Below are 25,129 nucleotides of genomic sequence, written 5' to 3'. Positions count from 1 at the left end.
ATACGGGAGCACACTGAGCGATACGCACGCGTTAGTCAGGCGCAATCAACAACCGGATTTCGCGATCCCAGCGCCAGAGCCGTTCGCTGGTGAGAAGCGTTCCACCCCACCAGCGGGGAACCGGATTATGGCGGTAGAAATCCTCCTTGCCTGCCAGCACCGCCTTTCCCAGATCTGTAAGCGACAAGCGGGATTGCTTGTATCGTGCGTGACGGAGAACATCGTCATGCATGTCAAGCGAGAATGGCCCCTCGTCCAGCCCGGACACAGCCGGCACCGGACATCGCGCCAGTCCATCGAGCAGCGCGCCCACTTCCCAGTAGTCGAAGACGCGACGCTCGTTGGGCTTCTGATGGCCTGGAAAGACGTCAAAGGGCAGCACGCCGCCGGGCGCGATCAATTCCAGAATTCGTGTTTCCGTCGCTCCAAGACCGGTTGTGACGTTCGGAAGCTCTTCGAGCAGGTCAACCGCGCAAGGCTCGAACTGCGGCAGCAAGCTCAAATCGGCCTTGAGCAGATCGAACCAGGCCTGCGGCGTCAGGGCGCGATAGGCCTGCCACGCACGCCCAGCCAGTGCGAGGTGATCTGCCGTGGGCCTAGCAGCCGGCGGGTTTAGCTTCGCAAACCGCTCCGGGTCGATACCCCCCAGGGCAATGTCGAGGTGACGTATCGCGAGCTTGGAGACTGCCGCTCTCTCACCGCCGCAACGGTCAAGCAGCCACAGCAAAATCAATTGCGCATTCGGCTCAGGTCCTGGCCATAATTCGACCGATTCGCATTCGGCCATCAGCTCGATCAATCCACGCCCCGTCATCCCCGATTCTTCAAGACGCCAGGATGGTGTGTCGTCCAGCCAATGGAGGCCATGCGGCTGCGTTGTGCGTGGCGCAAAGAACGCCTCGAGTTCGGCATCCGACGGCAGCGGTCCCCAGACCAGCCGATGCTCGATCGCAATGACAAGATCGGCGACACCGGCGCGTTGTATCCCGCCGGCAGTGGACGAGTCGGTTGTCACAATGAGCCGCGTCATGCCTCAGGGCCTCGTCAAACCAGGGCCGTACCGCCACAGCCGGTCGTTGGTCAGATGCGTGCCGCCCCACCAGCGATCGATCGGATTGTGGCGGCTGAAATCATCCTGATGTGCCAGGACAGCTTTACCGAATTCGGTCAGCGAAAGGCGGCTGCGCAGATAGACTTCATGCCGAGCCCTCAAATTCTTAAGGTCGATTGTGCGCAGTTCCTCGCCCAAACCGGCCACTGCGGGATTGGGGCCGAGCGCCAGCCCCTCGAGCAACCAACCCAGCTCGGTCTCTCCGAACACGAACGTGCGCCGATGCGAGCGCAGATGAAACAACGAATTCGTGTTCCCAAACCCTCTGGAAAGAAGCTCCAGAAATCGCATCTCCGTCGCACCAAGCCCTGTCGAGGGTGACGGCAATTCTGGCATTGAGCAAAGCCGGCCTCAGCATCGGTAATGCACTGAGGTCGCTGCGGAGGAGATTGACGCAGCTTTCCGGTGCCGGTTCGCAATAGGCCCGCCACGCCGCCTCGGCAGTCCCGAATTCCCTGGCAGTGACATTAAAGGCGGGAATATGCGACGCAGACTTTCCCAGGTTATCGCCTCTCATCCCGATTAGATCGTCCGCCACAAGGCGCATTTTGAGTTTTTGCGCCGGCCAGGAATGAGATCTGAGGTGATCGAGCAACCAAATAAGTTGCAACTGATCTTCGGGATTTGGATCGAACCAGAGTTCGATCACATCGTAAGGTTCGCAGAAATCGACAAGCGATAGATTTTTGCGACGACTCATGGCGCGAGGCCAATGGATGCCCCAGTCCGACCAGTGATCACCCGGCCCAAGAGTCTCCGAACGTGCCGCAAAATAGGCCGCACGCATTTCAGGTGGAGGCACGGGTCCCCACTGAAAGCGAAACGAGAACATTATGACGAATTCGGCCAGCCTCGATCTGGCGAGAGCAAAGCCCGACGAACTGGTCAGGATCAGACGCTTCATCACACTACCCGATCACGACAACACAAAACGAAACGGGCGCTGACGACGTCGGCAACTCAACGTCCTCAGCGCCCGCTCCTCGCGAAAATTCTTCGCGGTAAGTCTTACTCCTCCGTCGGCTCCTCGCCGTCGGCGTCGCGCTCGGGGGTGCCGGCGAGAATCTGCTCGGCGATCAGGCCGGAGTTCTGGCGGATCGAGGTCTCGATCTTGGCGGTGATGTCGGGATTGGCCTTCAGGAACGCCTTGGCGTTCTCGCGGCCCTGGCCGAGGCGCTGGCTGTCATAGGAGAACCAGGCGCCGGACTTTTCGACGATGCCGGCCTTGACGCCGAGATCGAGGATCTCGCCCATCTTGGAGACGCCCTCGCCGTACATGATGTCGAACTCGACCTGCTTGAACGGCGGCGCCAGCTTGTTCTTCACCACCTTGACGCGGGTGGTATTGCCGACGACTTCGTCGCGCTCCTTGATAGCGCCGATGCGGCGGATGTCGAGGCGGACGGAGGCGTAGAACTTCAGCGCGTTGCCCCCGGTCGTGGTCTCGGGCGAACCGTACATCACACCGATCTTCATGCGGATCTGGTTGATGAAGATCACCATGGTATTGGACTTGTTGATGGAGGCCGTGAGCTTGCGCAGCGCTTGGCTCATCAGGCGGGCCTGCAAACCCGGCAGCGCATCGCCCATTTCGCCCTCGAGCTCGGCCTTCGGCACCAGCGCTGCGACCGAATCGATCACCAACACGTCGACCGCGCCGGAGCGCACCAAAGTGTCGCAGATCTCCAGCGCCTGCTCGCCGGTGTCGGGCTGCGAGATCAGGAGCTCGTCGATGTTGACGCCCAGCTTGCGGGCATAGACCGGGTCGAGCGCGTGCTCGGCGTCGATGAAGGCACAGATGCCGCCCTTCTTCTGCGCTTCCGCCACCGTATGCAGCGCCAGCGTGGTTTTGCCCGAGGATTCCGGCCCGTAGATCTCGACGATGCGCCCCTTCGGCAGGCCGCCGATGCCGAGCGCGATATCGAGCCCGAGCGAGCCCGATGACACCGCCTCGATGTCCATGGACCGGTCGTTCTTGCCGAGCTTCATCACCGAGCCCTTGCCGAACTGGCGCTCGATCTGGGAGAGCGCGGCAGCCAGGGCTTTACTCTTGTCCATGGAAGATCCTTCGACGATACGCAGGGCAGTGGCGGACATTGGGTCGTGCTCCTTATGGCGAGGATTCGCTAGGGGGACAAACGATTGAGAGGCGGGCCGGCAATAAAAGCAATGTACCCCATTTGTTCTAGGTTCGCAATATGTTCTTTGCAAGAGTCCCTAATTCACTCTCCTGAATCGAAAAGGGGCCGCCTTTCAGCGACCCCTTTGCCGGTTGCAATCTCGTTTCGGGATGAAATGCCAGCCCCGGCGGGAGCCACCGTACCGGTATCACAATGCCAAGTGGATTCCGGGCAACTACCGTTCGTATTCCTGTCCTAATCTGCCCTTCCAGGATCTCTGGCCGTCACAAATCCTTAATCCTGAGGCACCGAACCTTTTCGCGGTCTCTGTGGTCTTCTTCGGGACGAGACTGCACCTCCGGAGCCTCTGCCCATACTGAAGACACACACCGCGACGCCATCAGGCGCAATCCACTCCTGAAGGCCGCGCAGGAGGAGATGATCAAGTTCGAGCGCAAGGAGAACGCGTTCCGCAAGAAGGACCGCGACGAGCGCGCCGCCGAGCTGCGGCTGCCCCTGGACGAGATCAAGCTCCACTAGCGCTCGCCAGGGCCCGCTGCGCACGGCTACCGTGAACCCGAAGGGACCAACATCGCGCGTCGGGATGCGCTTCTCGCTCGATTAAGGTATCGAAATACCTCATGTAAGTCATTGATGGAATGACGAAATCATCCCACGGATGGGGTTGTTTTTCCATTTTTGAAGGACAAAGCGCCGGTTCATCATCGGCAAACCGCGACGATACGGACCCCGGTCGCTCCCCGCACCTGCGCTTGCGCTGCCTTACAGCACCGCCAGCAGCACGAGGCTGATCACCAGCACGACGAAGCCAGCCGCCGTCGCGGCGGCGAATGACCGCTCTACGTTATCCATGATGCCACCCCGTTGCCGCCGTGCCACGTTCCCCCATGGCGCGCCGGACGGTGTGGAATCTTGCCGACCCGTGTGTCGCCAGTTGTGCGGCCGGATGTCGAAATTGGGACAGGCGCGGGGCCAGTCTGCGGCCTCGCGACCGCGACTTTCACTGACACCCGTCAGGCGCGTGTCAGCCTGATCGCCTATTCTCGTCGTGCTCGGTGGACCAACACTGGGCCTCCATACCCGGCCGACGACCCCGCTCCCTCGAGCGGGGTTTTCTGTTTGCGGCCCATGGGCGAAGGCGATTACCGACCGGCCTCGATTTGGCCCTGTCAGGCTGTCGTAAGCCGAACCGGCTAGGGTCGCTTGGCTATGGTGTTGCAGCCCAGCACCTCAGCCTCCAATAACTTCCTCCCCGCTTGGCTCTCCCCAGGCGGGGTTTTTTCATGCCTGCCGGCCGGTTCGCAGGTCCTTCTCCTCGCGCGTCAGCCGCAGCGAGACGGCGCGGATCGCGGGCGCAGCCAGCAGCACGATCGGCAGCATCGCGGCCCATGCGATCAGCCACGACACCATCCAGTGCCCGAGGAAGACCATCGCGCTCCCCGCGGGAAGGCTCGCGATGCCGGCCGCGATCAGCGAGGTCAATCCGGACTGGATGATACCGAAGACGAAATGGGAGTAGCGGCGGGGAATGCCGAGCATGAGGCGCCCATGGTTTGCGTGCCGTCATGAGGCCAAGCAAGGCACATGCCGCCGGCGCGGTGGACTCCGTGGTTCTCCGACCATGAACAGAGTTCCCTTCCCGCGCGCGAGGCCACGATGGGTTTACCGGCAGATTTTGCTTGTCCCCGGAATATGATGGCGCCCAACATGCTGCAGGCATGGAAAGTGAATCGTGGGAGGTGACCATGAATCACAGGGGTGTCGAATTCACCGTCGCCAGGACGGCAATTCCCGGAATCTGGCACTGGCGATTCCGCATCGGCGAGCAGATCAAGACCGGCCGAACCGAGACGAAGATCGACCTGTTGGCGATTCGCCGGGTGCAGCCGCGCATCGACCGCGAGCTGAAGGCGATCGAGCGCAAGACGGCCTGAGCAAGACCGCCAGTGAGATCAGCGGCGGGTGCGGCGCCTCGCGAGGGGCATATCCCGTAGCCGCCCGGAATTGATCTGATCGGGGTTTGGGATTGCACTGCGCGCCCGTGGCCTTGGGGGTTGGGCCGTCACGCGTGATCGGTGCCAGCCATGCCGCTCTACTTCTTTCGAATCCGGAACGGCCGTTATTCCGGCTGCGCGGACCAGGCGAGCGAATTTGCCGATCGCGATTCGGCCTGGAAGGAGATGACCAGCGTCTGCGCCGACATGGCCGCCGGGATCGCCCGCAAGCTCCAGGAAAATTCCGAATGGCACATGGAGCTGCTGGACGAGGCCAAGGAGCCCGTATTCCGAATCCGCATCGTCGCAGAAACGCTCGAAAAGGTGAGACCCTAATCCGCGCTGGGCAGCCGCCGCATGGTGAATTCGATGTCGCCGCCGGGCAATTCGCGCCAGCTCTCGACTGCGCTCATATAGCCCGCCTTGGGGTAGCGGGCGAAGAAGGCCTCCGCCCTCGCCCGTGCCGCTGCGCGCGGCAGCGTGAAGGTCTCGCGCAGATAGCCGTCGCCGGTCGCGTGGTCTGGCTTGCCGCCCATCTTGCGCCGGCGCGCCATCCGTTCGGCGAGATCCCGCGGACGATCGGCCATGTGCCGCCCTCCTCTACGCAAATACGCTCTTGCGAGATGTAGGAGGCCTGTGGGGCAAAGAGGAGTCCCCGGCCGGAGGCGTCTACCGCCTCCGACCGGCGGAAGGTCAATTGGCAGCCGTGCCGGATTTCTTCTTCGGCGCACTGGTCGCGGCCGAGGCCTTCGGCGCCGCCGACTGCTTCGGCGGATCGGAGCGCATGCCGCCCCAGGGATCGTTGGAGGCCTTGGAGTCCGGAATCTTCTTCAGTGTCTCCTTGTAGGCCTTTTCACGTTCGGCTTCCGCGGCCTTCTCCTCGGGGCTCTTGCTCGGACCATCCTGCAGCAAATTGAGATTGGGCATTTGCGCATAGGCCGGTCCCGCCAGCACGGCCAGCACCGCGGCCAAACGGAAAAGCTTCATCATTCACTCCTTGATCATCCACGAAGCGCGGATCGCCCGCGCCTTGTCGTCCTTGTGGCGGCCGACCGCAAGCTCAGGGCCGCATAGCCGCTAGATCCGGTCCGATCTGCACGATTTCGGCGCATGCAGCCAGTCGTCCCAGATCGGGCCGCATCTGGTGCAGCCGTTCAGCGCAAGGCCGAGCGCGGCCAGACAAAAGACCAGGACACATCGACGCAACATCATCCACCCGTACCCAAGCAAGGCCATCATATCGGGCAAAGTCGGGCATTTTCAAGCCGACGCGGCCGGCAGCAGACCCGGTGACTTTGCCGCGCCGATGCGCGCAGAATGAGACGAAACATCCGGCAACAATGGAGGGAACGACAGCAATGCAAACGCAGCCAGACGCCGAGTTCGGCATCACCGATGCGAAACGCATCCTCGGCGAGGTCTTTGCACCCTGGGTCCAGGATCTCGACCTCTCGGTCGAGCGCATCGAGCACGCACAGCCAGCGAATGCGCCGGACTGGCAGCCGGGCGCGCTCCTGCGCATGCCGTTCTCGGAACGGCTGTGCCGGAACGGCGGCGTGGTCTGCGGCCAGGCGCTGATGGCGCTCGCCGACACCGCGATGGTGATCGCGATCCTCGCCGCCAACCGCGGCTATCGTCCGATGACCACGGTCGACCAAACCACGCATTTCATGCGCGCAGCCTCCTCGTCGGACGTGCTGGCGGACGCGCGCGTGGTGCGGCTCGGCCGCACCATAAGCTTCGGCCGCGTCACGCTGCTCTCGGCCTTCGACAACAAGCCGGTTGCGATCGTGTCGAGCGCGTTCGCGATGCTGCCAGGGTGAGCGCGCGCGATGTGAACGATCGTTCGCATCGCCTCCACAACACGATCATGATCGCGTGACACGATGGCGGCGGCGCCAGCGCAGGCCCGTGATCACAAGCGCGACGACCGCGAGCGCGATCGCCGAGGACGCCGCAAAGAAACGTCCACCGGGACGATCGACGGTGCGTGACCACAATGACGGTCCCTCGCCCGGCCGCGCCAGACGAAACGCAACGACGCTGTCGCCGATCGACGTGCCTGCCTCGGAGTGGCCGCCGGCGCCGATCGCGACATATTGCTCCCCCTGCCAGAGATAGGTCATGGGGTTGGCGACGCCCGGGACGGGCAACCGGCCCTGCCACAGCTCCCTGCCGCTCCGCGCATCGAAGGCGCGCAAATAGGCGTCCATCGCTCCGGTGAAGACGAGCCCGCCTGCGGTGACCGCGAGCCCGTTGACGAGCGGCGCGCCCCAGGGCAGCGGCACGCCGAGCGGCGCAAGATCCTCGGTGGTGCCGACCGTCGAGCGCCAGAGGATTTTTCCGGCCTTCAGATCAACCGCGACCATCTCGCCCCATGGCGGCTTGTTGCAGAGCAGGCCGAGCGGCGACGTCACCATGGCGCGCGTCATCGCGAACGGCGTGCCACGCTGCTGGCCGAAATCGTGACCGGGCGGCGGATTGAACCCGAAGGCGTCCGCGCGCGGAATCAGCTTGATGAGATGAACGGCGCGGCTGGTGTTGGCGTAGAGGACCTGGCTGACCGGATCGAAGGCCGCACTGCCCCAGTTCACCCCGCCACCGGTGAACGGAAAAAACAGCGTGCCCTGCACGGAAGGCGGCGTGAACAGGCCCTCATTGTGAGCCGCCGCGAATTGGCGCTCGCAGGACGAGCGACGCAGTGCAGGTATTAGCGAGAGCGCATCGTCGGTCGAGATCGTCTGCGACGTTAGTGGCGGTACATGCGTCGGGAATGGCTGCGTTGGTGATAGCGCTTCACCTTCCGCGCCGCCCTGCGGCACGGCGCGCTCCTCGACGGGCCACACCGGCTTGCCGGTGTCGCGATCGAGCACGAAGACGAAACCCAGCTTGGTCGGCTGGATCACGACGTCGCGCTCGCCATCACCAATGTCGAGGCGCGCCAGCGTCGGTTGCGCCGGCAGATCGTAGTCCCAAACGTCGTGATGCACGGTCTGAAAGGCCCATACGAGGTCGCCGGCCTCAATCTGCAGCGCGACTACCGAATTGGCGTGCTCGTTATTGCCCGGCCGCCTACCGCCCCAGAAATCCGGCGAGGGCGACGACGTCGGCAGGAACACGAATCCGCGCCTGTCGTCGACCGACATCGGCGCCCAGACATTGGCGTGACCGGCTTCGATGCCATCGCGCTTGAGCGGCTCGAAGGTCCAGCGTGGCTGGCCGGTTCGCGCATCGAACGCACGCACCTGGCCGCTCGGCGCGTCGACGCGGCGGTTGTCACCGATTGCAGACCCGACCACGACGACACCGCGGCCGACCGCCGGCGGCGAGGTGATCTGGAATTCGCCCGGCCATTCCAGGGTCATTCCGGTATCGAGCTTGATCTGCCCGCCATTGCCAAAACCGGCACAGGGAACGCCTGTCTTCGCATCGAGCGCGATTAGGCGGACGTCGTTCGTGCCCATGAAGATGCGCGCGCGGCAGGCAGCATCCGGCGGCGCCGTGTCGTCGACCCAATAGGTGACGCCGCGGCAGACATAGCGATTGGCCGGCCGCTGGTTGATCGCGATCTTCGGATCGTAACGCCATTTCTGCACGCCGGTGCCGGGATCGAGCGCGATGACCTCGTTGAAGGGCGTGCAGAAGATCAGGCTGTCTTCGACGAACAGCGGCGTCGCCTGGAATTTGGTTCGCCGCATCAGCTCGGGTGCGCGCGCTGTGAGATCGCCCGTGTGATATTCGAAGGCGCGGACGAGTTGGCCGACATTGCCGGGCGAAATCTCCCGCAATGGCGAGAAGCGCGAGCCGCCGGGATCGCCGCCCCAGCTCTCCCAGGCGAAGCATGGCGGCACGGCAAGCAACAGGAGCGTAACGAATGCGACCGCAGCGCGCAGGTGGATCCGCAACGCCCCGCCCCGTTCTATTTCGGCTTCTTGGTGGGCTCGCCAGGGCGGGCCCCGCCCCACGGATCGTACTTTTCCTTTGGCTCGGGAATGCGCTCGAGCGCAGCCTTGTAGGCCTTTTCGTCGACCTTGGGTTTGGTGTCAGCCGGCTTTGCACCCTCACTGGGCTGGCGCCGGCCCTGCGCCTCCGCCGATCCAGCTGCCAGCGCCAGCACCGCGGCCGCGATGACCAAAATCCTCATCCGTGCAATCCCCCTGATGTGGGATACAAACTAGCCCGCAATCCCGTATTCGCAAATGCCCCGGTTTCCGCGTCTTCAGCAAATTTTGAACGGAGCGGACTTCGCCGGATCGCATTCGTGCCTATCTGTTGGCCCGCAGGGGACCTTCAAGGGATGTTGCGGATCATTGCTCATGCCGCGCTGCTCGCCGGCGCGCTCGCGCTCGGTGCCTGTGGCTTTGCCGACAGCCGCGCGCCGGTGCCGGAGTTCATGCGCATGAACGAGGCCGAGCAGCCGCCGCCCGAGCCGCCCCCGGACGTCAAGCGCCTGGTGCGCGAGCAGATCGACGTCGTCTTCCTCGCCACCTCCTATCCGCGCGAGGTGCACGTCGCCCCGCCTCATCGCGAGGTGCGAGGGCCGGGCTGGACGGCCTGCGTCCGCGCGCAGCTCACCTCCGCGACCGGCACGCCGCTTGGCGCCCAGACCTACATCGTGACCATCAACGGCGGAAAGGTCGTCGACCGCCGGCGGGCGGACGCCGACGACATCTGCGGGACCGAGACTTACGAGCCGATCTAGGAACAAATTGCTGTAACGAAGCTGCGGTTCCGGGAAAAACCAGCATCGCGGACGGGAACGATCACCGCCTCCCCTTCTTGTTACCGCCGAGGGCAGTTTCGAGGAGGACATGATGAGGATGTTGACTATTGCGCTGTTGGCGGGTGTCGGTGCTTTGGCAGCCGCATCGGGTGCGAAGGCTTCCGATATCTATACGAGCAGCGAGTACACCAATCCGGATCTCGTCCAGCAGGTACGACTTGTCTGTGACGACGCTGGCCGCTGCTATCGGACGCGCGGCGGTTCGCGCGTGATCGTGCGGGATTCCTATAACTACATGCCGCGCGAGCGCTATTACGAGCGTCGGACCTATCATCGCGATTGGGATGACGGACCGCGCGCCGGCGTCGGCATTCGCGCACCTGGCGTCAGCGTCGGCGTCGGTGTCGACGACCGCTGGTAATCCATGAACGCTTGATGGCCGGGACCGGACGAGACGACTCGCCCGGTCCCTTCATATCAGGTTTCGTGCGGATCGGCCGGCGTCGTGACGCGCGCCCTCGATGGCAAATGCGCGGTGAACCGCGCAAGCAACATGCCGGCAAACATCGCCGCGACGAAAATGAGGGCGGAGCTCGAGCCAAATCCGAGCGCCGTCAGCGCCGGTCCCGGGCAGAACCCCGCCAATCCCCAGCCAATGCCGAAGATCGCCGGACCAACCACTATTCTCCGATCGACGTCTGCTCGCGTGGGAAGAGAAAATCGCTCGGCGAAAAATGGACGTCCCAGCCTCAGGACGCGATTGAACCCGACGAAAGTCACGGCCACAGCGCCGGCCATCACGAACGCAAGGCTCGGATCCCACGTCCCTGCCGGGATGCCGGCGGCATCGAGGAAATTCAAGACCTTTGCTGGATTCGACATTCCGGAGACGATGAGGCCGACGCCGAAGATCAGGCCGATCGCGAACTGAACGAAAATTGCCATCGCCGTCAGCTCCCGTGCCGCATCACGAAGACGGTCGCCATGCCTGCCGCCATGAAGACGATGGTCGCGACCAGCGAGCGCGCCGACAGCCGCGACAGGCCGCAGACGCCATGGCCGGACGTGCAACCGCTGCCCCACACTGCGCCAAATCCCGTCAGTAATCCCGCAACGATCAGCACCGGCGTTCCCGCCAGTATAGTCTGCTCCGGCAGGCCTCCGGTGGTGAGTCGAACCAGCACGGGCGCGAGGATGAGACCCGCGACGAAGGCGAGCCGGCCGGGGAATTCGCTATCCTCATAAGGCGGGAACAGCCGCGCCGCGATGCCGCTGACCCCGGCGATTCGTCCCGTCGCCCACATTAGAAGCACCGCGGACATTCCGATCAGCGCCCCGCCCAGAAGCGAGGCCAGCGGCGTGAAAGGTGTGGCGATCATCCTGATCCCTCCGGTCGAGCACCCCTCGCCCATCCGCTACAACCGGCGCAGTGCCGCCGGAATGTCAACGAGACGTTAACACGACCGCTCGAATTGACGCAGCATCCCAACGGTATCTTTCCAATCGTTGCGCTAAGCATGGCCGTAACGCGGCCTTGGCCTGCGTGAACGGGGAACGACGGGACGTGGTCGACATCGCGCAGCAGGCAGCGGTCAAGCCGCCATCGGCAAGGGATGCTGTGGCCGCGCGCGCGCTCGTTCCGCTCACCTCCATTGACCCCGGTCAATGGCGCGCGCTCGCGCAGCGGGCGGTCGAGCCGAACGGCTACTACTTGCCCGGCTGGGAGCTTGCCGTCAGCGCAACCGCGCGCGGCCGCAGCTCGGCCTCGGCACTGCCCGCATTCGACGGATCTTCGGCGCGGCTGATCGGACTGATGCCGGTGATCTCGCTGTGGCGCGCCTGGAAGATTCCCTTGCCCGCGCTGGTGAGCGCGCATCCCTATGGCACGCTGTGTAGCCCGCTGATCGACCGCGACGCCCCGATCGAGGCCGCTATGCGTCTGTTGCAGCAGGCGCGCGAGGCGGGAGCCCATGCGCTGGTGCTGAATGACATTGCGCTCGATGGCGCTGCGATGATCGCCCTCAATCAGGTTCTCAATCGCGACGGCCTGAGACCGCGCCTGCTCAGCTCCTACATCCGTGCCAGCCTCGATGCGACGCAAGACGGCGATGCGCTGCTGCGCGAAGCGCTCGGCGCCAGGAAGCTCAAGGAGCTGCGGCGCCAGCGCCATCGGCTCGAAGAAAACGGCGCGGTCGTGTTCGAGGTCGCGCGAGGGCGCGACGAGATCGGGCCCGCGCTGGAAACGTTCCTGCAGCTCGAGGCCAGCGGCTGGAAGGGCAAGCGCGGCACCGCGCTGATCCAGCATGCGGGCGATGCGACCTTCATCCGCCGCGCCGTCGCGGCGCTGGCGGAAACCGCGCAATGCGAGATCATCACGCTGCGCGCCGGCACGACACCGGTCGCCGCCGGCGTCGTGCTGCGCCATCAGGACCGCGCCTTCTTCTTCAAGCTCGGCATCGACGAGCGCTTTGCAAGATATTCGCCGGGCGTGCAGCTCACGCTCGACCTCACTCGCCATCTCTGCGCTGATCCGGCCATTGCCAGCGCGGATTCGATGGCCAGCGCCAACCACCCCATGATCAACCCGATCTGGCGCGGGCGCTTCGCAATCGGCGACGTGCTGGTCCCGCTGCGGCGGAATGATCCGGTCGTCGCGCTCATTCATGCCGCGCTGGCCGGCCTCAACGTCGCGCACCAGGCCGCGCGAGGCGTGGTCCATCGGCTCCGCAAATAAGAGAAAGCTACTCCGCCGCCTGCGCGTTGACCTCCGCCGAGACCTGGCGGATGGCGCGCGCGAGCAGGTTCGGATCCTGCGCGCCGGAGACGGCGTACTTCTGTGCGAACACATAGGTCGGCACGCCGGAGATGCCTTTCTCGGCGGCCTCCTGTGCGTCCGCCGAAACGCGCGCGACATCCTCGTCGGTGGCAAGGCGCTTGCGCACGTCGTCGGTATCGAGGCCAACATCGGCGGCTGCCTGCACCAGCACGTTGACCTCGGTGAGGTCGCCGCCGTCGCGGAAATAGAGCTCCATCAGGCGCTGCTTCATCTCGGGCGCCTTGCCGATCGCCTCGGCCCAGAGGATCAGGCGATGGCAATCGGTCGTGTTGGGCTGACGCGCCACGAGCTCAGGCCGGTAGACGAGCCCCTCCTCGCTTGCGGCCGCGACGACGCGCCCGGCAATGCCCTTATAGGCCTCGACCGAGCCGAACTTCTGGGTGAGATAGTCCTCGCGGCTGATGCCCTCGCGCGGCACCCAGGGATTGAGGAAGAAGGGCCGGAAATTGAGCTTGACCGGAACATCAGGCACGAGCGCCAACGCGCTCTCGATGCGGTGTTTGCCGATATAGCACCAGGGGCACACCACGTCGGAGACGACGTCGATCTGGAGCGGTTTCAGCGTGCTCATGGCGGCGCCTCCTTCGGGCAGTCTACGGGTCCGTCGGAAGATAAGCCGAACCAGAGGCCGCGCAAGGCGCCCATCCCGCATGGCTCACGACTTCACCTCTGCGGTTATTGTAGGAAACGCAACCCGCCCCGATACTCGCTGCACGATCGAACCAGCGGGAGACTGCAATGACAGCCATTTTCAGGCCGGAAGGTCATCAATTTCGGGCTACGGAGCATGCCGGCGGTCCGTGGTCGCCGGACATGTTGCAGGGAAGCGCTACCACCGCGCTGATGGCCCGTGAGGTCGAGCGGCTCGCAACCGAATCGGGCTTTGCGGTGCGGCGCCTGACCTTCGATCTCTGGCGACCGGCAGGCCTGCGCGCCTTCAGGACCACCACTGAACTGCTGCGCGACGGGCGCAAGGCCAAGACCGCGCAAGTGCGGCTGATGGACGGCGAGACCGAGATCGGCCGCTGCACGGCGCTGCTGACGGCGCAGAGCGGAGAATCGCCGGTCGATCCCTTCGCGGCGCCCGCAGCGCTCGACCAGGCGCCCGAGGCAGGCACGCCGCCGCCGGCCTTCGCGCAGAAATGGAGCCGCTATTTCCAGAATGTGTCGGTGCGGCTGATCGAGGGCGCACTGGAGAAGCCGGGTCCGGCCGCCGCCTGGATGCGGCTCGACGCCGCGCTGGTCGAAGGCGAGCCGAACACGCCGCTGCTCCAGGCGGTGCAGGCCGCTGACTTCTCCAGCGGCGTCGCGCAGATGGTCGATATGCGCCAATGGACCTTCATCAATCCCGAGATCAGCCTCTATTTCGTCCGGCCGCCGGAGGGCGAATGGATCCTGATCCGCGCGGCGACGGGCGTCGGCGCCAACGGCGCGGGCCTGACCACGGCGACGCTGAGCGATCGCAACGGTCCGTTTGCCGAGGTGATGCAGGCCCTGAGCTTCGAGCGGCGTGAGGCCGTGCAGGCTCAGGCGTCCTGAGACGCAAGCGCGATCAGCGTCGTCTCGGACCCTGCATCCGTCGGCATGAACATCTCGACACGAAGCTCCTGGAGCGTGACGTCCTGCGGTGTGCCGAGCGTCAGGACCGCACCGATCAGGCCGATGCCGACCTCACCTTTGCGCAGGCGCACCTCGCACAACGGCCCCGGCACGGCCTCGTCCTCGAGTTGAGGCGCCGGCAGCTCCGGCAAGCGCATCAATTCGCGCCAGGTCGATTGCAGGGCATCGTCGAGCGGGGCGGCCATCGCTTCATGACGCGCCCGCGACAACAGCGCTGCCGCGACAATTGGCCAGTTCTCGACGAACGGCTTGAGCTCGTCCGGCGCGAGGAACATGCGCATATGGTTGAGCGGACGCTGCATACGTTCAGAGCCAAGCAGCATCGTCATCAGACGCGAGGCCGCGCGGTTGGCCTGTTTCACGTTCCAGCGCCGGTCGGTGACGATCGCGGGAAATGGCTCGTGACGGCTGAGCAGAAGATCGATGGCACGCCGCGCATCGGCAAGCTCGGGCGCGGCGAGGTCGCGCTCGCCATATTGCCGCGCGAAGCCGCCGGCCTCGAGCAGCGCATTGCGGTCGCGCAGCGACAAATCGAGCGCGGAGGCGAGCTGGAGGAGGATGTCCCGACTGGCCGCCGCCTTGCCGGTCTCGACATGACTGAGATGCTTGACAGAGATGCCGGCCTCGAACGCCAGCTCCGCCTGGCTAAACGCACGGCGCATGCGCCAGGCGCGCAGGAGATTGCCGACCGGATTGGCCGGCCGCAAGGACCGGGACGAGCGTGTATCCATCCGCCGATTATGCGGGCCCTCGTGCACCCTGTAAACGCGGCTAAGAAAGTGTGGCCGCCATCTGCTTCAGCCGCTCGGCAGTGCGCTCGTCCGCCGGGAAGAAGGTCTCCAGCGCCAGCTCCGACAGAGTGATGTCGACGGGCGTGCCGAACACCATGGTGGTGGAAAAGAAGCTCAGGATCTCACCCTGGTGGCGCAGCTTGAACGGGATCGCGACATTGTCGCTCGGCAGCGGCGCCGCACGCGCCGGGATGGGGTAGCTTTTTAGATCGTTATACAACTTGATCAGTTCAGGATCGGCGGTCGCCTCGCATTGCCGGTGCAGCCGCTCGAGCAGATGCCCGCACCATTCCGCAAGATTGACGGTACGCGGCCCCAGCGCCTCGGGATGAAAGGCAAGTCGCAACACGTTCAAGGGCTGGCCGAGCAGATGCTGCGGGATGCCGTCGAGCAGCGGCGCCACCATGCGGTTGGACGAGACCAGGTTCCAATGCCGGTCCACCGCCAGTGCCGGATTGGGCTCATGTGCCTTGAGGACGATGTCGATCGCCTGGCGGGCTGATGTCAAGGCGGGATCCTCCAGCGGGCGCTGCGGGAACGCCGGCGCATAGCCGGCCGCGACCAGCAGCACGTTGCGTTCGCGCAAGGGCACGTCGAGGCGCTCGGCGAGCCTGAGCACCATGTCGCGCGAGGGCGCGGCGCGGCCGGTCTCGACGAAGCTCAAATGGCGCGCGGAGATCTCGGCCTCGCCGGCGAGATCGAGCTGGCTCATGCGGCGGCGCTGCCGCCATTCTCGCAAATGGTCGCCGATATGGACCGGTTGGCTGCGCTCAGTACGTGCCGTGGATGCATGTGCGTTCATGATCGAAAACCTAGCATGCGAATTTCGGCCCTTCCATTACCCGCGAGGTAATCGAATTGAGGCGCGGACGCGCGCATCGTCGGTCGCAACAGGAGATGACCATGATCGCGCTGCTGCTCTACCGGACCATCGCTGACCACGTCTTGCCCTGGGCCATGGCCTTCGCAACCCGGATGCTGGCGGGCAGCCTCAACGTCCCGGAGCCGCTCGTGCATTCGACCGGCGACTATGTCGTCGCGCAGGTCATCGCCTTCGAGCACGGCGTCGGCAGGAGCCTGTGCCCGTTCCGCCTCGCCCGCCTCGTCCGCGCCTGGTGGCGCGGATTGCGGTGATGTCCCTCGACCTCAACCAAGGAGAACCACGATGATCGAAGCGTCCACTTTCCTGCGCCGTGCACTGCTCGCCGATGCCGTCTTCAGCGGCGTCGCCGCGCTGGGTTTCACTTTCGGCGCGAGCACGTTCGCCTCGCTGTTCAACCTTCCCGAAGCGCTGCTGGGTGAGACCGGCCTCTTCCTGATTGCCTACACCGTACTGGTCGGCTGGCTCGCCGCGCGTGCATCTGTTTCCAAGGCGCTCGTGCTGCTGGTCGTGATCGGCAACGCGGCCTGGACGGTCGGCAGCATCGCGCTGCTGCTTTCAGGCGCGGTGTCGCCGAACCTCATGGGCGAGCTGATGGTTGTGGCGCAAGCCATCGCGACCGGCGTGTTCGCGGAGTTGCAATATGTGGGGTTGCGGAGGAGCGCGAGTGCGGTGGCGGCGTGACCTACCGATCACTGCCATTCGGGGCTGGTGCGGCAGCACCAGAGACCCGGAATCTCGAGATTCTCAGGTGCGCAAGGGCGCACCCTAGTTCGCTGCGCACCGCCCCGGAATCTTGGATTCCTACGCCCGCGCGCGGCCGTTCGTCTTGGCGACGGCGTGACCGTTGAGCTGGTTCTTTTTGGGAGCCTTCTTTTTCGCACTCTTGGCGCCCGCCTTCGCGGCCTTGCGCTCGGCCCGCGCCTTCGCCTTGGTGCGTTGGGCCCGCGCCTCGGCGCGCAGCTTCTTGCGCTTCTTCTCGCAGGAATCGCACTTGCAGCCGATCGGCTTCAGATAGGCTTTGAAATAGTCGGTGCCGTAGTCGTAGTTGATCTCGTCGCCCGGCTCGATGTTCTTGATGGCGCGGATGAAGACCTTGCGCTCGCGCGGGCGGACGTCGGACTCGGCGTTGGGCCGGCAGGAATGATTGATGTAACGGGCGAGATTCTTGCGCACCGATCCGTCGATGGTCCAGCGCCCGTTGAGCTCGAACAGATATTTGTTCTCGATCTCGTCGTGCGCCGGAATCCGCGAGTCCAGGATCGGCCCGAAATAGCGGATGATCCGGGTGCCCTTCTTGATCGGCTTGGTGGCAAAGAGGCCGAGCCCTGTCTTGGAACGGCCGACGCGATAAGGTTTGTTCGAGGATATGGCTGGCATGATCAAGAGAACGAGGACGCGAACGGGGCCGGAGCGGCCCAGGCGAGCCGCTCTTCTAGAACGATTCCGCGCCGCTGTCAGGTGCCTGGAGGCGCTTTTGAACCTTGCCCACAGTCAAGACGTCTGATGCTACGAAGTTCCAGCTGCATCGAAGCGTCATCATGATCCGCATCGTCACCACATGCCTATCCGTGTTGCTGATATGCGCCGCCGTCAATTGGGCCTGCGCCGAGTCCGTGGGCGGCATCTACACCTCGACCGCGCCGAAAGATTGCCGCCAGATCGGTAAGCCCAGCGCGCTCGACGGCAGCACCATGCGGGTCTGTCCGGGCAAGTCCGGCCTCGTAGTGCTGATCGCCGAGGATGATCTTCGCGAGGTCGTCTCGGTCGGCCGCAATCGCAAGGAAGCGGCCGAGGAGCCGGCGGCCAAAGTTTGGTTCGCTCCCTTCAATTCATCGGACACGACTGTCGAATGGCGAGCTGCGGGCGCCAAGCCATTTGCGATCATTCAGCGCTGGCACATCGCCGACAGCAGCGATCCCGACAAGCAGGGGCGGCCGAACACCAAAGCCATGCTGGTCGTGACCCGGCTGCCGCCGGGTCCGGTCTGTCACGTCGCCTATGTCGATGCGATCGCGAATCCCACCGCCAATGAGCTCGCGCGCAAGGCCGCCGACGATTTCGCCCGCGGCTTCAGGTGCGGCAAGGACGAGGTCAAGATCATCGGCACAAGAGGCCGCGCCGTCGAGCTCGCGACCATGCGCTAGGTCTTCGCCGGGGGCAAACAGCCGCCAGGCGGCAATTTCGTGGTCACGGGCGACGTCAGCATCGCCTCGAGCAGCCGTTCGGCCGTCGTTCCCTCGGGCAACCTCTCCAGGATATCTTCGAGCCGGCCATCGAGCAGCAGCATGGTGAAGCCGTGCACCAGCGACCAGGCCCGCGCGATCGCCGCGCCCTGGTTCAAGGTCAGCGCATCGCCGCTGATCTGCTCCTGGCGCATCATGCCGACGGCATTGGCGAGCCCGGCAAAGGAGGCTTCGGCCGCCTCGCGCAGCGAGGGCCTGGAATAATCGAGCCGCTCGGTGCGAAACATGATGCCGTACATGCCGGGATGCGCCTGCGCATAGGCAACATAGGCTTTCGGCCGCGCCAGTGCGTGTTCAAGCGGCGTGGACGCGGCATCGGATGAAGCTGCCATCGCCGCGTTGAATTGGCGGAAGCCGACCGCCGCGAGCTCGCTGAGCAGGCCCGTGAGGTCTCCGAAATGATGGGTGGGAGCGGCGTGCGAGACGCCCGCCTCGCGTGCCACCGCGCGCAATGTCAGGCCGGCAAGCCCGTCGCGCTCCAGCACCCGTTCGGCGGCCTCGAGCAACGCCTCCCGCAGAGCGCCGTGATGATAGGGTGTCTCAGCCTTCGCAACTGCCGGGCGCCGCGCGAGACGCGGCAAGACGTGCGAGGTCGACGATGTCTTCTTCGGGGGGCGTAGGCCGCGCGCCGCCCTGGTTTCGCTTTTGCCCATGCTCAAGCTATAAGGCGCCATATTGACAGTGTAAAGATTTCCCTTGACCGCAACGGCAATCGGCACTATCTGATCTTTACGATGTAAAGATAGGGAAGGATACGCCGTGCAGCAGGACGTCGTCACCGAGCAGCGCAACAATATCGCGCCAATTCCCTTCGAAGCCGACGCGGCGTACCTCAAGCTCATCGGCGAATTGCCGCGCGAGTTGAACGGCACGCTCTATCGCAACGGCCCCAATCCGCAGTTCTCGTCGCCCGGTGCGCACTGGTTTGTGGGCGACGGCATGCTGCACGCCTTCCACCTCGAGAACGCACGCGCGAGCTACCGCAACCGCTGGGTCCGCACGCCGAAATGGCTGGCCGAGCACGACGCCGGCCGCGCTTTGTTCGGCGGCTTCGGCCGCAAGCTGCCGGATGCCCCGGCGGATCTCTCTGACGGCGGCGTCGCCAACACCAACATCATCTTCCATGCCGGCAAGCTGCTGGCGCTGGAAGAAGCACACCTGCCGACCGAGATCGAGCCGGGTACGCTGGCAACGCGCGGCTATCACAACTACCAAGGCCGCATCGCCGGCAGCTTCACGGCGCATCCGAAGATCGATCCTGTGACCGGCGAACTCGTATTCTTCGGGTACAATGCGGCGGGACCGCTGACCCCTGCCCTCTCCTACGGAGCGATCGATGCGTCAGGACGGGCGACGCGCTTCGAGGCGCCCTATGCCAGCATGGTGCACGACTTCATCGTTACCGCGAACCATGTGCTGTTTCCGATCCTCCCCATCACCGGCAGCATGGAACGCGCGATGAGCGGACGACCGCCCTATGCCTGGGAGCCGGACAAGGGCGCCTATGTCGGCGTGATGAAGCGCAACGGTACGGCAAAGGATATCGTCTGGTTTCGAGCTGAGGCCTGCTACGTCTTCCACGTCATGAATGCGTGGGAGGACGATCAGCGCACCATCGCCGACGTCATGCAGTTCGAGGAGCCGCCGTTGTTTCCGCGTCCCGACGGTCGGCCGACAGATCCGGAGAAGTCGCGCGCCCGCCACTGCCGTTGGACGTTCGATCTTTCGGGAAAAACCGACCGCTTCCAGCAGACTTATCTCGACGATCTCACCGGCGAATTCCCCCGCATCGACGATCGCCGCGCCGGACTGAAGAGCCGCCACGGCTGGTATGCCTGCGCCAATCCGCGGCTGCCGATGTTCGACGCGCTCTCAGGCATCGTCCATGTCGACGGCAGCGGTAGACGGCTCGGCCATTATCTGCTGCCGGCCGGCGACACCATCTCCGAGCCGGTGTTCGTCGAACGATCGAAGGATGCGGCCGAGGGCGACGGCTGGCTGCTCGCATTGGTCTGGCGCGCGCGAGAGAACCGCAGCGACCTCGCCGTGTTCAACGCCACCGATGTCGAGGCCGGTCCCGTCGCGCTTGTCCAGCTCGGCCACCGCGTGCCCGACGGCTTTCACGGCAATTGGGTTGGGGCGGCGTAACGCCCTCCTCGTCATTCCGGGCGCGCACTCGGCGAGGCCGGCATGACGGCGCGGATGCATCACCAAGAGGTTCCACATGCACGTGCCCTCGATCACAGCAGCCTGCCTCGCCGTTCTCGCTCTCTCCTGCGCCGCGCTCGCATTCGAGATGATCCGGCTGAAGCGAAGCAGCCATACCATCTTCAACGGCGGCATCTTGCTCGCCGCGGCTCTTTTGAGCGCCGCAGCGGCGCCGATCCTGTCGCGCCTCCCCTGGGCGGAATTGGCCGAGGAGGCGTCCGAACAAGCCACTGCAGCAATTCATCTTCTAGAGGCCGCCTTCGTCATTTTGACACTGTAAAGATTTCGCTTGACCCAATTTTCGCGTTCGGCTACGTATCTTGACGTTGTAAAGATTCGGCCTGACGAGGTGGCATATGGCGATTTTCCTGATCCTCGCGCCCTACGCCGTCTTCGCGTTGCTGATGCTGGTGACCTCGGCGACGATCAGCGTGTTCGCGGCCTCCGCGATCTGCCTCGCCACCGTTGCAATCGATGTCGCGCGCGGCCGCTCGGTGAAGATCCTGGCTGCAGGCTCGGCGACCGTGTTCGCCGCAATCGGCCTCTATCTCGCGCTGGTCGATCCCGGGCTCGGCACGCTCGGGGTCAAGCTGTCGGTCGATATCGGCATCTTCGTCATTTCACTCGGCTCGATGCTGGCCCGCCGTCCCTTCACACTGCAATATGCGCTTGAATCGGTCCCGGCCGAAACCGCGGCAATCCCTGGCTTCCTTTACGCCAATTACGTCATAACCGGCGCCTGGACCGCAGCCGCGCTGTTGATGGCCGGCGCCAATCTCGTGCTGCTCTACGTCCCCGGGCTGCCGCTCTGGTCGAGTGTTGCGGTCGCCTTCGCCGCCCGCAACAGCGCAATCTACTTCACAAAGTGGTATCCCGAGTATCGCCAGATCAAGTACGGTACGCCCGCCCGCGCATTGCCCAGCGCCCGCTGAACAGGATCGACGATGAAGGACGTATTCGCTCGCCTCGCCTCCGACCTCTTTTCCGCCATCGTCTTCCTCGCCGTCTACCTCATCACCGATAACGTCATCCTGGCGACATCGGTGGCGATCGCCGGCGCGATCGCGCAGGTGATCTATGCCCGCGTCAAGGGGCAGCAGCTCAACTACATGACTTATGCGAGCCTCGCGCTCGTTGTTGGACTGGGCGCGATCACACTCTTGACCAATGATCCCCGCTTCATGCTGGCAAAGCCTGCGATCGCGCATTTCGCGATCGGACTCATCATGCTCAAGCGCGGCTGGATGCTGCGCTACATGCCGCCGATCGTCGTCGAGACCGTTCCGGAATATGTGACGGCTGCGGGCTATGCCTGGGCGGTGCTGATGTTCGCGATCGGCGTCGGCGTGATCGCCGTCGCCTCGACCGGCGATCTGAAGCTGTGGGCGTTCTATCTCACCGTCGTCGCGGGCGGCGCCAAGATCCTGGCATTTGCCGTGCAATACGTCGTTCTGCGCCTCATCGTCACCAGCCGCCGGCGCGCCGCTGCCCGCGCCTAATTGCCCCATCGGAGCGTTAGGCAGGAGCTGCGAGTTGGGTTATAGGCTCGCCACAGGACTGGCCGCGGATCGTCGCGGCCCGCCGGGATTTGTTCGGGAGACGGGAATGGCCGTGGACGGCAACTGGAATCTGACCATGACGACGCCGATGGGCGAGCGCCAGGCGACGCTCAGCCTGAAGGCCGCGGGCGGCACGCTCACGGGCACGCAGGGTGCGGAAGGTAGTACCGCCGAGATTTTCGACGGCAACGTCAGCGGCGACAACGTCTCCTGGAAGGTCTCGATCACCAATCCGATGCCGCTCACGCTCGAATTCACCGGCACCGTCTCGGGCGACAGCATCAGTGGCGAGATGGGCATCGGCCCGATGGGTAGCTTCCCGTTTACGGGCACGCGCGCTTAAGGCCGGTCTGCCGTCCGCTGACAGCGACAGGGCGCGCCTAAGCTTTCCGCATCGTCATGGCCGGGACTGCCTCGGCCATTCACGTGCTCGCGGCAGCAAGAAAGATCCGTGCAATCCCGGGCATCACGGACTTCCGTAAGGGCACATGCACGCTCACGAGCGCGCAAGCAGGGTGAAGCCGCTAGCCCAAATTCAATTCCTTGAAGAAATCATTCCCCTTGTCGTCGATGATGATGAACGCCGGGAAGTCGACGACTTCGATGCGCCAGATCGCTTCCATGCCGAGCTCGGGATATTCGAGCACCTCGACCTTCTTGATGCAGTGCTCGGCAAGGTTCGCCGCGGCCCCGCCGATCGAGCCGAGATAGAAGCCACCATATTTCTTGCAGGCCTCGCGCACGGCCGGAGCACGGTTGCCTTTCGCCACCATCACCATCGAACCGCCCGCAGCTTGGAATTGGTCGACGAAGGAATCCATGCGGCCTGCGGTGGTCGGGCCGAACGCGCCGGAGGCATAGCCTTCGGGCGTCTTGGCTGGTCCGGCGTAATAGACCGGATGGTTCTTGAAATAGTCCGGCAGCGGCTCGCCCCTCTCCAGCCGCTCGCGCAGCTTGGCATGCGCGGAATCGCGCGCGACGATCATGGTGCCGGTCATCGAGACCCGCGTCTTGATCGGGTACTTGGAGAACGTCGCCAGAATGTCCTTCATGGGCTGGTTGAGATCGATCTTGACGACCTCGCCGCCGAGCGACTGCTCCACCTGCGGCAGGTATTGCGCCGGGTTGTGCTCGAGCTCCTCGAGATAAACGCCATCCTTCGTGATCTTGCCGAGCACCTGGCGGTCGGCCGAGCAGGACACGCCAAGCCCGATCGGCAGCGAAGCGCCATGACGCGGCATCCGGATCACGCGCACGTCGTGGCAGAAATATTTTCCGCCGAACTGCGCGCCCACCCCCAAGCTTTGCGTCATCTTGTGGATTTCCTTCTCCATCTCGACGTCCCGGAAGGCATTTCCGTCGGGCGAGCCGTGGGTCGGCAGCGCGTCGAGATAGCGGGCGGAGGCGAGCTTCACCGTCTTCATGCAGAGCTCGGCCGAGGTGCCGCCGATCACGATGGCGAGGTGATAGGGCGGGCACGCCGCGGTGCCGAGCGTCAGGATCTTTTCCTTCAGAAACGCGAGGAGCCGGTCCTTGGTCAGGACGGACGGCGTGGCCTGGAACAGAAAACTTTTGTTGGCGGAGCCGCCGCCCTTTGCCATGAACATGAACTTGTAGGCGTCGTCACCCTCGGCGTAGATCTCGCACTGCGCCGGCATGTTGTTGGCGGTGTTCTTCTCTTCAAACATCGAGAGCGGGGCGACCTGCGAGTAGCGCAGATTGCGGCGCAAGTAAGCATCGCGCGCGCCCTCCGACAGCGCCGCCTCGTCGTCACCGTCGGTGATGACGTTGCAGCCCTTCTTGCCCATAATGATCGCGGTGCCGGTGTCCTGGCACATCGGCAGCACGCCGCCCGCGGCAATGTTGGCGTTTTTCAAAAAGTCGAGGGCAACGAACTTGTCGTTCGGGCTCGCCTCGCCGTCCTCCAGGATCGCGCGAAGCTGCTTCAGATGGCCCGGCCGCAGGTAATGGTTGATGTCGCCGAAAGCGGCCTCCGACAGCGCCCGCAGCGCCTCGCGCGAAACCACCAGCATGTCCTTGCCCAGAACCTTCTCAACCCTGATACCCTCGGACGAGATCTTCTTGTAGGGCGTCTCGTCCTTGCCCAGCGGGAACAGCGGGGTGTGCTTGTAGGGCGGCACGGGTTTTGACTCGTCGGGAAAGGCAGTGGGAGCGTTCATAGCGGATCTCGGGGTTTGTGGCCTCATAGGCCCTCGGCATAGAGGCGTTCTAAGCCCATTTTGGACGGAAAAGAAAGGGACCGGGGCGCATGGGAGAGGGTGGCTAGGGGCTCGGGAAGGCATTGGCACAGCACGTGGAAAGGCCGGCGCCCACCCTTGCGCTTCGCGCCCGCCGACGCTTGAATGCACGCCGCAAGGGGCTTTTCATCATGACATTGAACTTGAACCTCCGCGGCGCGATCCTGGTCGCCGCCGCCATCACCGGCCTTGTGGCTCTCACCTTCCCCGCGCGCGCCGACCGCTGCGACGACAGCGCCAAGGAGCTGGCGAACCAGATCGATCGACTTAAGGTGAATTTCCGGGCCGCCAACATCGTCTATTTGACGCACCCGGCGGCCAAGGACCTGTCCGTTGGCTGCCGCGGCGACAAATATTCGATCGAGCTCTATGCCAAGGGCGATCGCAAGCCCAAGCCAGAGTTCTATGCGCTGGTGGGGTCGATGGCGGCGATCGTCTTCACCGTGACGAAGGACGACACCACCACGGGCGCGACACGCTGCCTGAAGCGGATGGGCCTGTTGCGCGGCGACAAGATCAGCATGCGCTACCGGCGGCTCAACATGGAATGCAGCCGCACCAAGTCGGACGCGTCCATCGCGATCACGCGCGGCAAGGACGAATAGGCGGAGCCTTGCACGCTCTTGCCCGCGGCGCGAGCATCACGATGTTGCTCGCCACACGTCGTCATTGCTGTGCATGTTCACTAATTCGCTGATTGGATCGCTCCAGCGGAGGACGATCCGATGCGCGACAACAGCTATGACCGGACGATTGAGCGCA

32 protein-coding genes are annotated in these 25,129 nt (G+C 64.4%); 16 read left to right on the top strand and 16 right to left on the bottom strand.

Annotation, left to right across the window (positions count from 1 at the left end; all coding sequences use genetic code 11):
* Positions 1-31: 31 nt before the first annotated feature.
* The 4 genes from IVB01_RS16310 to IVB01_RS16295 all read right to left on the bottom strand — a co-directional run bounded on the left by IVB01_RS16310 (position 32) and on the right by IVB01_RS16295 (position 4,791).
* Entirely contained in the window at positions 32-1,030 is a 999-nt protein-coding gene (locus IVB01_RS16310; RefSeq protein WP_247451532.1) for a hypothetical protein, read from the bottom strand.
* Between the two features lie 3 nt (positions 1,031-1,033).
* Positions 1,034-1,402 carry a hypothetical protein gene (locus tag IVB01_RS16305; protein ID WP_247418758.1) on the bottom strand — a complete coding sequence of 123 codons (369 nt, stop codon included), beginning with the start codon at positions 1,400-1,402 and terminating at the stop codon, positions 1,034-1,036.
* 717 nt (positions 1,403-2,119) lie between these two features.
* Positions 2,120-3,208: a recombinase RecA gene (recA, locus tag IVB01_RS16300; RefSeq protein WP_247280668.1), complete on the bottom strand. Its 1,089-nt coding sequence runs from the start codon at positions 3,206-3,208 to the stop codon at positions 2,120-2,122.
* 1,325 nt (positions 3,209-4,533) lie between these two features.
* Entirely contained in the window at positions 4,534-4,791 is a 258-nt protein-coding gene (locus tag IVB01_RS16295; protein ID WP_247418756.1) for a DUF2798 domain-containing protein, read from the bottom strand.
* A gap of 206 nt (positions 4,792-4,997) precedes the next feature.
* Between IVB01_RS16295 and IVB01_RS16290 the strand changes: the two genes are divergently transcribed.
* On the top strand, positions 4,998-5,186 hold the full coding sequence (locus IVB01_RS16290; protein WP_247418755.1) for a hypothetical protein: 189 nt from the start codon (positions 4,998-5,000) through the stop codon (positions 5,184-5,186).
* A gap of 150 nt (positions 5,187-5,336) precedes the next feature.
* Entirely contained in the window at positions 5,337-5,582 is a 246-nt protein-coding gene (locus IVB01_RS16285; RefSeq protein ID WP_247280664.1) for a hypothetical protein, read from the top strand.
* On the opposite strand, the gene IVB01_RS16280 is transcribed toward IVB01_RS16285, so the two are convergent.
* On the bottom strand, positions 5,579-5,833 hold the full coding sequence (locus IVB01_RS16280; RefSeq protein ID WP_247280663.1) for a hypothetical protein: 255 nt from the start codon (positions 5,831-5,833) through the stop codon (positions 5,579-5,581). The two genes, IVB01_RS16285 and IVB01_RS16280, sit on opposite strands and share 4 nt — an antisense overlap.
* A 106-nt stretch (positions 5,834-5,939) precedes the next feature.
* Positions 5,940-6,233: a hypothetical protein gene (locus tag IVB01_RS16275; protein WP_247280763.1), complete on the bottom strand. Its 294-nt coding sequence runs from the start codon at positions 6,231-6,233 to the stop codon at positions 5,940-5,942.
* Positions 6,234-6,604: 371 nt separating this feature from the next.
* On the opposite strand from IVB01_RS16275, the gene IVB01_RS16270 reads away from it, so the two are divergent.
* On the top strand, positions 6,605-7,069 hold the full coding sequence (locus tag IVB01_RS16270; RefSeq protein ID WP_247418753.1) for a PaaI family thioesterase: 465 nt from the start codon (positions 6,605-6,607) through the stop codon (positions 7,067-7,069).
* A 45-nt stretch (positions 7,070-7,114) separates the two neighbouring features.
* Here the strand turns inward: IVB01_RS16270 and IVB01_RS16265 are convergent, their stop codons facing one another.
* The gene (locus tag IVB01_RS16265) at positions 7,115-9,109 is read right to left on the bottom strand and encodes a pyrroloquinoline quinone-dependent dehydrogenase (protein WP_247418802.1); all 1,995 of its coding nucleotides are present in this window, start codon (positions 9,107-9,109) and stop codon (positions 7,115-7,117) included.
* A gap of 56 nt (positions 9,110-9,165) precedes the next feature.
* Positions 9,166-9,390, bottom strand: a complete 225-nt coding sequence (locus IVB01_RS16260; protein WP_247280661.1) for a hypothetical protein — start codon at positions 9,388-9,390, stop codon at positions 9,166-9,168.
* A 153-nt stretch (positions 9,391-9,543) separates the two neighbouring features.
* Between IVB01_RS16260 and IVB01_RS16255 the strand changes: the two genes are divergently transcribed.
* Together IVB01_RS16255 and IVB01_RS16250 are read left to right on the top strand one after the other, a co-directional pair.
* Positions 9,544-9,948, top strand: a complete 405-nt coding sequence (locus IVB01_RS16255) for a hypothetical protein (RefSeq protein WP_247418750.1) — start codon at positions 9,544-9,546, stop codon at positions 9,946-9,948.
* A 109-nt stretch (positions 9,949-10,057) separates the two neighbouring features.
* On the top strand, positions 10,058-10,390 hold the full coding sequence (locus IVB01_RS16250) for a hypothetical protein (RefSeq protein ID WP_247280659.1): 333 nt from the start codon (positions 10,058-10,060) through the stop codon (positions 10,388-10,390).
* Positions 10,391-10,446: 56 nt separating this feature from the next.
* Here IVB01_RS16250 and IVB01_RS16245 read toward each other — a convergent pair whose 3' ends face one another.
* On the bottom strand, positions 10,447-10,914 hold the full coding sequence (locus IVB01_RS16245) for a YeeE/YedE family protein (protein WP_247451530.1): 468 nt from the start codon (positions 10,912-10,914) through the stop codon (positions 10,447-10,449).
* A 5-nt stretch (positions 10,915-10,919) separates the two neighbouring features.
* Positions 10,920-11,348: a YeeE/YedE family protein gene (locus IVB01_RS16240; protein ID WP_247418748.1), complete on the bottom strand. Its 429-nt coding sequence runs from the start codon at positions 11,346-11,348 to the stop codon at positions 10,920-10,922.
* A gap of 185 nt (positions 11,349-11,533) precedes the next feature.
* On the opposite strand from IVB01_RS16240, the gene IVB01_RS16235 reads away from it, so the two are divergent.
* Positions 11,534-12,703, top strand: coding sequence for a GNAT family N-acetyltransferase (locus tag IVB01_RS16235; RefSeq protein WP_247280656.1), 1,170 nt, complete (start codon positions 11,534-11,536; stop codon positions 12,701-12,703).
* A 7-nt stretch (positions 12,704-12,710) separates the two neighbouring features.
* Here the strand turns inward: IVB01_RS16235 and IVB01_RS16230 are convergent, their stop codons facing one another.
* The gene (locus IVB01_RS16230; RefSeq protein WP_247418746.1) at positions 12,711-13,376 is read right to left on the bottom strand and encodes a DsbA family oxidoreductase; all 666 of its coding nucleotides are present in this window, start codon (positions 13,374-13,376) and stop codon (positions 12,711-12,713) included.
* Positions 13,377-13,543: 167 nt separating this feature from the next.
* On the opposite strand from IVB01_RS16230, the gene IVB01_RS16225 reads away from it, so the two are divergent.
* Positions 13,544-14,344 carry a thioesterase family protein gene (locus IVB01_RS16225; RefSeq protein WP_247418744.1) on the top strand — a complete coding sequence of 267 codons (801 nt, stop codon included), beginning with the start codon at positions 13,544-13,546 and terminating at the stop codon, positions 14,342-14,344.
* Here the strand turns inward: IVB01_RS16225 and IVB01_RS16220 are convergent.
* Both IVB01_RS16220 and IVB01_RS16215 read right to left on the bottom strand, forming a co-directional pair.
* On the bottom strand, positions 14,332-15,156 hold the full coding sequence (locus IVB01_RS16220) for a helix-turn-helix transcriptional regulator (protein ID WP_247418733.1): 825 nt from the start codon (positions 15,154-15,156) through the stop codon (positions 14,332-14,334). The genes IVB01_RS16225 and IVB01_RS16220 overlap by 13 nt on opposite strands.
* Before the next feature lie 40 nt (positions 15,157-15,196).
* The gene (locus IVB01_RS16215) at positions 15,197-16,018 is read right to left on the bottom strand and encodes a helix-turn-helix transcriptional regulator (protein WP_247418731.1); all 822 of its coding nucleotides are present in this window, start codon (positions 16,016-16,018) and stop codon (positions 15,197-15,199) included.
* A 101-nt stretch (positions 16,019-16,119) separates the two neighbouring features.
* On the opposite strand from IVB01_RS16215, the gene IVB01_RS16210 reads away from it, so the two are divergent.
* Positions 16,120-16,350, top strand: a complete 231-nt coding sequence (locus IVB01_RS16210) for a hypothetical protein (protein WP_247418730.1) — start codon at positions 16,120-16,122, stop codon at positions 16,348-16,350.
* Positions 16,351-16,381: 31 nt separating this feature from the next.
* Positions 16,382-16,780 (top strand): hypothetical protein, encoded by a 399-nt coding sequence (locus tag IVB01_RS16205; RefSeq protein ID WP_247280650.1) that lies wholly within the window; start codon positions 16,382-16,384, stop codon positions 16,778-16,780.
* Between the two features lie 120 nt (positions 16,781-16,900).
* Here the strand turns inward: IVB01_RS16205 and IVB01_RS16200 are convergent, their stop codons facing one another.
* Complete coding sequence (locus tag IVB01_RS16200; protein WP_247280649.1) at positions 16,901-17,476, bottom strand: SET domain-containing protein; 576 nt, start codon at positions 17,474-17,476, stop codon at positions 16,901-16,903.
* A gap of 161 nt (positions 17,477-17,637) precedes the next feature.
* On the opposite strand from IVB01_RS16200, the gene IVB01_RS16195 reads away from it, so the two are divergent.
* A complete protein-coding gene (locus IVB01_RS16195) occupies positions 17,638-18,243 on the top strand; it encodes a hypothetical protein (RefSeq protein WP_247280648.1) in 606 nt (201 codons plus the stop codon).
* On the opposite strand, the gene IVB01_RS16190 is transcribed toward IVB01_RS16195, so the two are convergent.
* A complete protein-coding gene (locus tag IVB01_RS16190) occupies positions 18,240-18,995 on the bottom strand; it encodes a TetR-like C-terminal domain-containing protein (protein WP_247280761.1) in 756 nt (251 codons plus the stop codon). The genes IVB01_RS16195 and IVB01_RS16190 overlap by 4 nt on opposite strands.
* A 106-nt stretch (positions 18,996-19,101) precedes the next feature.
* On the opposite strand from IVB01_RS16190, the gene IVB01_RS16185 reads away from it, so the two are divergent.
* The 5 genes from IVB01_RS16185 to IVB01_RS16165 all read left to right on the top strand — a co-directional run bounded on the left by IVB01_RS16185 (position 19,102) and on the right by IVB01_RS16165 (position 22,452).
* The gene (locus tag IVB01_RS16185) at positions 19,102-20,490 is read left to right on the top strand and encodes a carotenoid oxygenase family protein (protein ID WP_247494691.1); all 1,389 of its coding nucleotides are present in this window, start codon (positions 19,102-19,104) and stop codon (positions 20,488-20,490) included.
* Between the two features lie 76 nt (positions 20,491-20,566).
* Positions 20,567-20,830, top strand: a complete 264-nt coding sequence (locus IVB01_RS16180; RefSeq protein WP_247280646.1) for a hypothetical protein — start codon at positions 20,567-20,569, stop codon at positions 20,828-20,830.
* A 76-nt stretch (positions 20,831-20,906) separates the two neighbouring features.
* Positions 20,907-21,482 carry a hypothetical protein gene (locus IVB01_RS16175; RefSeq protein WP_247280645.1) on the top strand — a complete coding sequence of 192 codons (576 nt, stop codon included), beginning with the start codon at positions 20,907-20,909 and terminating at the stop codon, positions 21,480-21,482.
* A gap of 12 nt (positions 21,483-21,494) precedes the next feature.
* Positions 21,495-22,049: a septation protein IspZ gene (locus IVB01_RS16170; protein WP_247280644.1), complete on the top strand. Its 555-nt coding sequence runs from the start codon at positions 21,495-21,497 to the stop codon at positions 22,047-22,049.
* A gap of 106 nt (positions 22,050-22,155) precedes the next feature.
* Positions 22,156-22,452, top strand: a complete 297-nt coding sequence (locus IVB01_RS16165) for a hypothetical protein (protein ID WP_247280643.1) — start codon at positions 22,156-22,158, stop codon at positions 22,450-22,452.
* Positions 22,453-22,633: 181 nt separating this feature from the next.
* Here the strand turns inward: IVB01_RS16165 and IVB01_RS16160 are convergent, their stop codons facing one another.
* Complete coding sequence (locus tag IVB01_RS16160) at positions 22,634-24,289, bottom strand: fumarate hydratase (protein ID WP_247280642.1); 1,656 nt, start codon at positions 24,287-24,289, stop codon at positions 22,634-22,636.
* Positions 24,290-24,498: 209 nt separating this feature from the next.
* On the opposite strand from IVB01_RS16160, the gene IVB01_RS16155 reads away from it, so the two are divergent.
* The gene (locus IVB01_RS16155) at positions 24,499-24,972 is read left to right on the top strand and encodes a hypothetical protein (protein ID WP_247418724.1); all 474 of its coding nucleotides are present in this window, start codon (positions 24,499-24,501) and stop codon (positions 24,970-24,972) included.
* Positions 24,973-25,129: the final 157 nt, after the last annotated feature.

The organism is Bradyrhizobium sp. 164, assembly GCF_023073715.1.
In the GTDB taxonomy this organism is placed as follows: domain Bacteria; phylum Pseudomonadota; class Alphaproteobacteria; order Rhizobiales; family Xanthobacteraceae; genus Bradyrhizobium.
Note: the sequence above shows the minus strand (reverse complement) of the source record. Positions and strands in the feature narration are given on the sequence as shown.

Excerpts from the sequence above, each read along its gene's own strand:
- IVB01_RS16310 (WP_247451532.1), bottom strand. The coding sequence starts at position 1,030 with ATGACGCGGCTCATTGTGACAACCGACTCGTCCACTGCCGGCGGGATA.
- IVB01_RS16305 (WP_247418758.1), bottom strand. The coding sequence starts at position 1,402 with ATGCGATTTCTGGAGCTTCTTTCCAGAGGGTTTGGGAACACGAATTCG.
- recA (WP_247280668.1), bottom strand. The coding sequence starts at position 3,208 with ATGTCCGCCACTGCCCTGCGTATCGTCGAAGGATCTTCCATGGACAAG.
- IVB01_RS16295 (WP_247418756.1), bottom strand. The coding sequence starts at position 4,791 with ATGCTCGGCATTCCCCGCCGCTACTCCCATTTCGTCTTCGGTATCATC.
- IVB01_RS16290 (WP_247418755.1), top strand. The coding sequence starts at position 4,998 with ATGAATCACAGGGGTGTCGAATTCACCGTCGCCAGGACGGCAATTCCC.
- IVB01_RS16285 (WP_247280664.1), top strand. The coding sequence starts at position 5,337 with ATGCCGCTCTACTTCTTTCGAATCCGGAACGGCCGTTATTCCGGCTGC.
- IVB01_RS16280 (WP_247280663.1), bottom strand. The coding sequence starts at position 5,833 with ATGGCCGATCGTCCGCGGGATCTCGCCGAACGGATGGCGCGCCGGCGC.
- IVB01_RS16275 (WP_247280763.1), bottom strand. The coding sequence starts at position 6,233 with ATGAAGCTTTTCCGTTTGGCCGCGGTGCTGGCCGTGCTGGCGGGACCG.
- IVB01_RS16270 (WP_247418753.1), top strand. The coding sequence starts at position 6,605 with ATGCAAACGCAGCCAGACGCCGAGTTCGGCATCACCGATGCGAAACGC.
- IVB01_RS16260 (WP_247280661.1), bottom strand. The coding sequence starts at position 9,390 with ATGAGGATTTTGGTCATCGCGGCCGCGGTGCTGGCGCTGGCAGCTGGA.
- IVB01_RS16255 (WP_247418750.1), top strand. The coding sequence starts at position 9,544 with ATGTTGCGGATCATTGCTCATGCCGCGCTGCTCGCCGGCGCGCTCGCG.
- IVB01_RS16250 (WP_247280659.1), top strand. The coding sequence starts at position 10,058 with ATGATGAGGATGTTGACTATTGCGCTGTTGGCGGGTGTCGGTGCTTTG.
- IVB01_RS16245 (WP_247451530.1), bottom strand. The coding sequence starts at position 10,914 with ATGGCAATTTTCGTTCAGTTCGCGATCGGCCTGATCTTCGGCGTCGGC.
- IVB01_RS16240 (WP_247418748.1), bottom strand. The coding sequence starts at position 11,348 with ATGATCGCCACACCTTTCACGCCGCTGGCCTCGCTTCTGGGCGGGGCG.
- IVB01_RS16230 (WP_247418746.1), bottom strand. The coding sequence starts at position 13,376 with ATGAGCACGCTGAAACCGCTCCAGATCGACGTCGTCTCCGACGTGGTG.
- IVB01_RS16225 (WP_247418744.1), top strand. The coding sequence starts at position 13,544 with ATGACAGCCATTTTCAGGCCGGAAGGTCATCAATTTCGGGCTACGGAG.
- IVB01_RS16220 (WP_247418733.1), bottom strand. The coding sequence starts at position 15,156 with ATGGATACACGCTCGTCCCGGTCCTTGCGGCCGGCCAATCCGGTCGGC.
- IVB01_RS16215 (WP_247418731.1), bottom strand. The coding sequence starts at position 16,018 with ATGAACGCACATGCATCCACGGCACGTACTGAGCGCAGCCAACCGGTC.
- IVB01_RS16210 (WP_247418730.1), top strand. The coding sequence starts at position 16,120 with ATGATCGCGCTGCTGCTCTACCGGACCATCGCTGACCACGTCTTGCCC.
- IVB01_RS16205 (WP_247280650.1), top strand. The coding sequence starts at position 16,382 with ATGATCGAAGCGTCCACTTTCCTGCGCCGTGCACTGCTCGCCGATGCC.
- IVB01_RS16200 (WP_247280649.1), bottom strand. The coding sequence starts at position 17,476 with ATGCCAGCCATATCCTCGAACAAACCTTATCGCGTCGGCCGTTCCAAG.
- IVB01_RS16195 (WP_247280648.1), top strand. The coding sequence starts at position 17,638 with ATGATCCGCATCGTCACCACATGCCTATCCGTGTTGCTGATATGCGCC.
- IVB01_RS16190 (WP_247280761.1), bottom strand. The coding sequence starts at position 18,995 with ATGGGCAAAAGCGAAACCAGGGCGGCGCGCGGCCTACGCCCCCCGAAG.
- IVB01_RS16180 (WP_247280646.1), top strand. The coding sequence starts at position 20,567 with ATGCACGTGCCCTCGATCACAGCAGCCTGCCTCGCCGTTCTCGCTCTC.
- IVB01_RS16175 (WP_247280645.1), top strand. The coding sequence starts at position 20,907 with ATGGCGATTTTCCTGATCCTCGCGCCCTACGCCGTCTTCGCGTTGCTG.
- IVB01_RS16170 (WP_247280644.1), top strand. The coding sequence starts at position 21,495 with ATGAAGGACGTATTCGCTCGCCTCGCCTCCGACCTCTTTTCCGCCATC.
- IVB01_RS16165 (WP_247280643.1), top strand. The coding sequence starts at position 22,156 with ATGGCCGTGGACGGCAACTGGAATCTGACCATGACGACGCCGATGGGC.
- IVB01_RS16160 (WP_247280642.1), bottom strand. The coding sequence starts at position 24,289 with ATGAACGCTCCCACTGCCTTTCCCGACGAGTCAAAACCCGTGCCGCCC.
- IVB01_RS16155 (WP_247418724.1), top strand. The coding sequence starts at position 24,499 with ATGACATTGAACTTGAACCTCCGCGGCGCGATCCTGGTCGCCGCCGCC.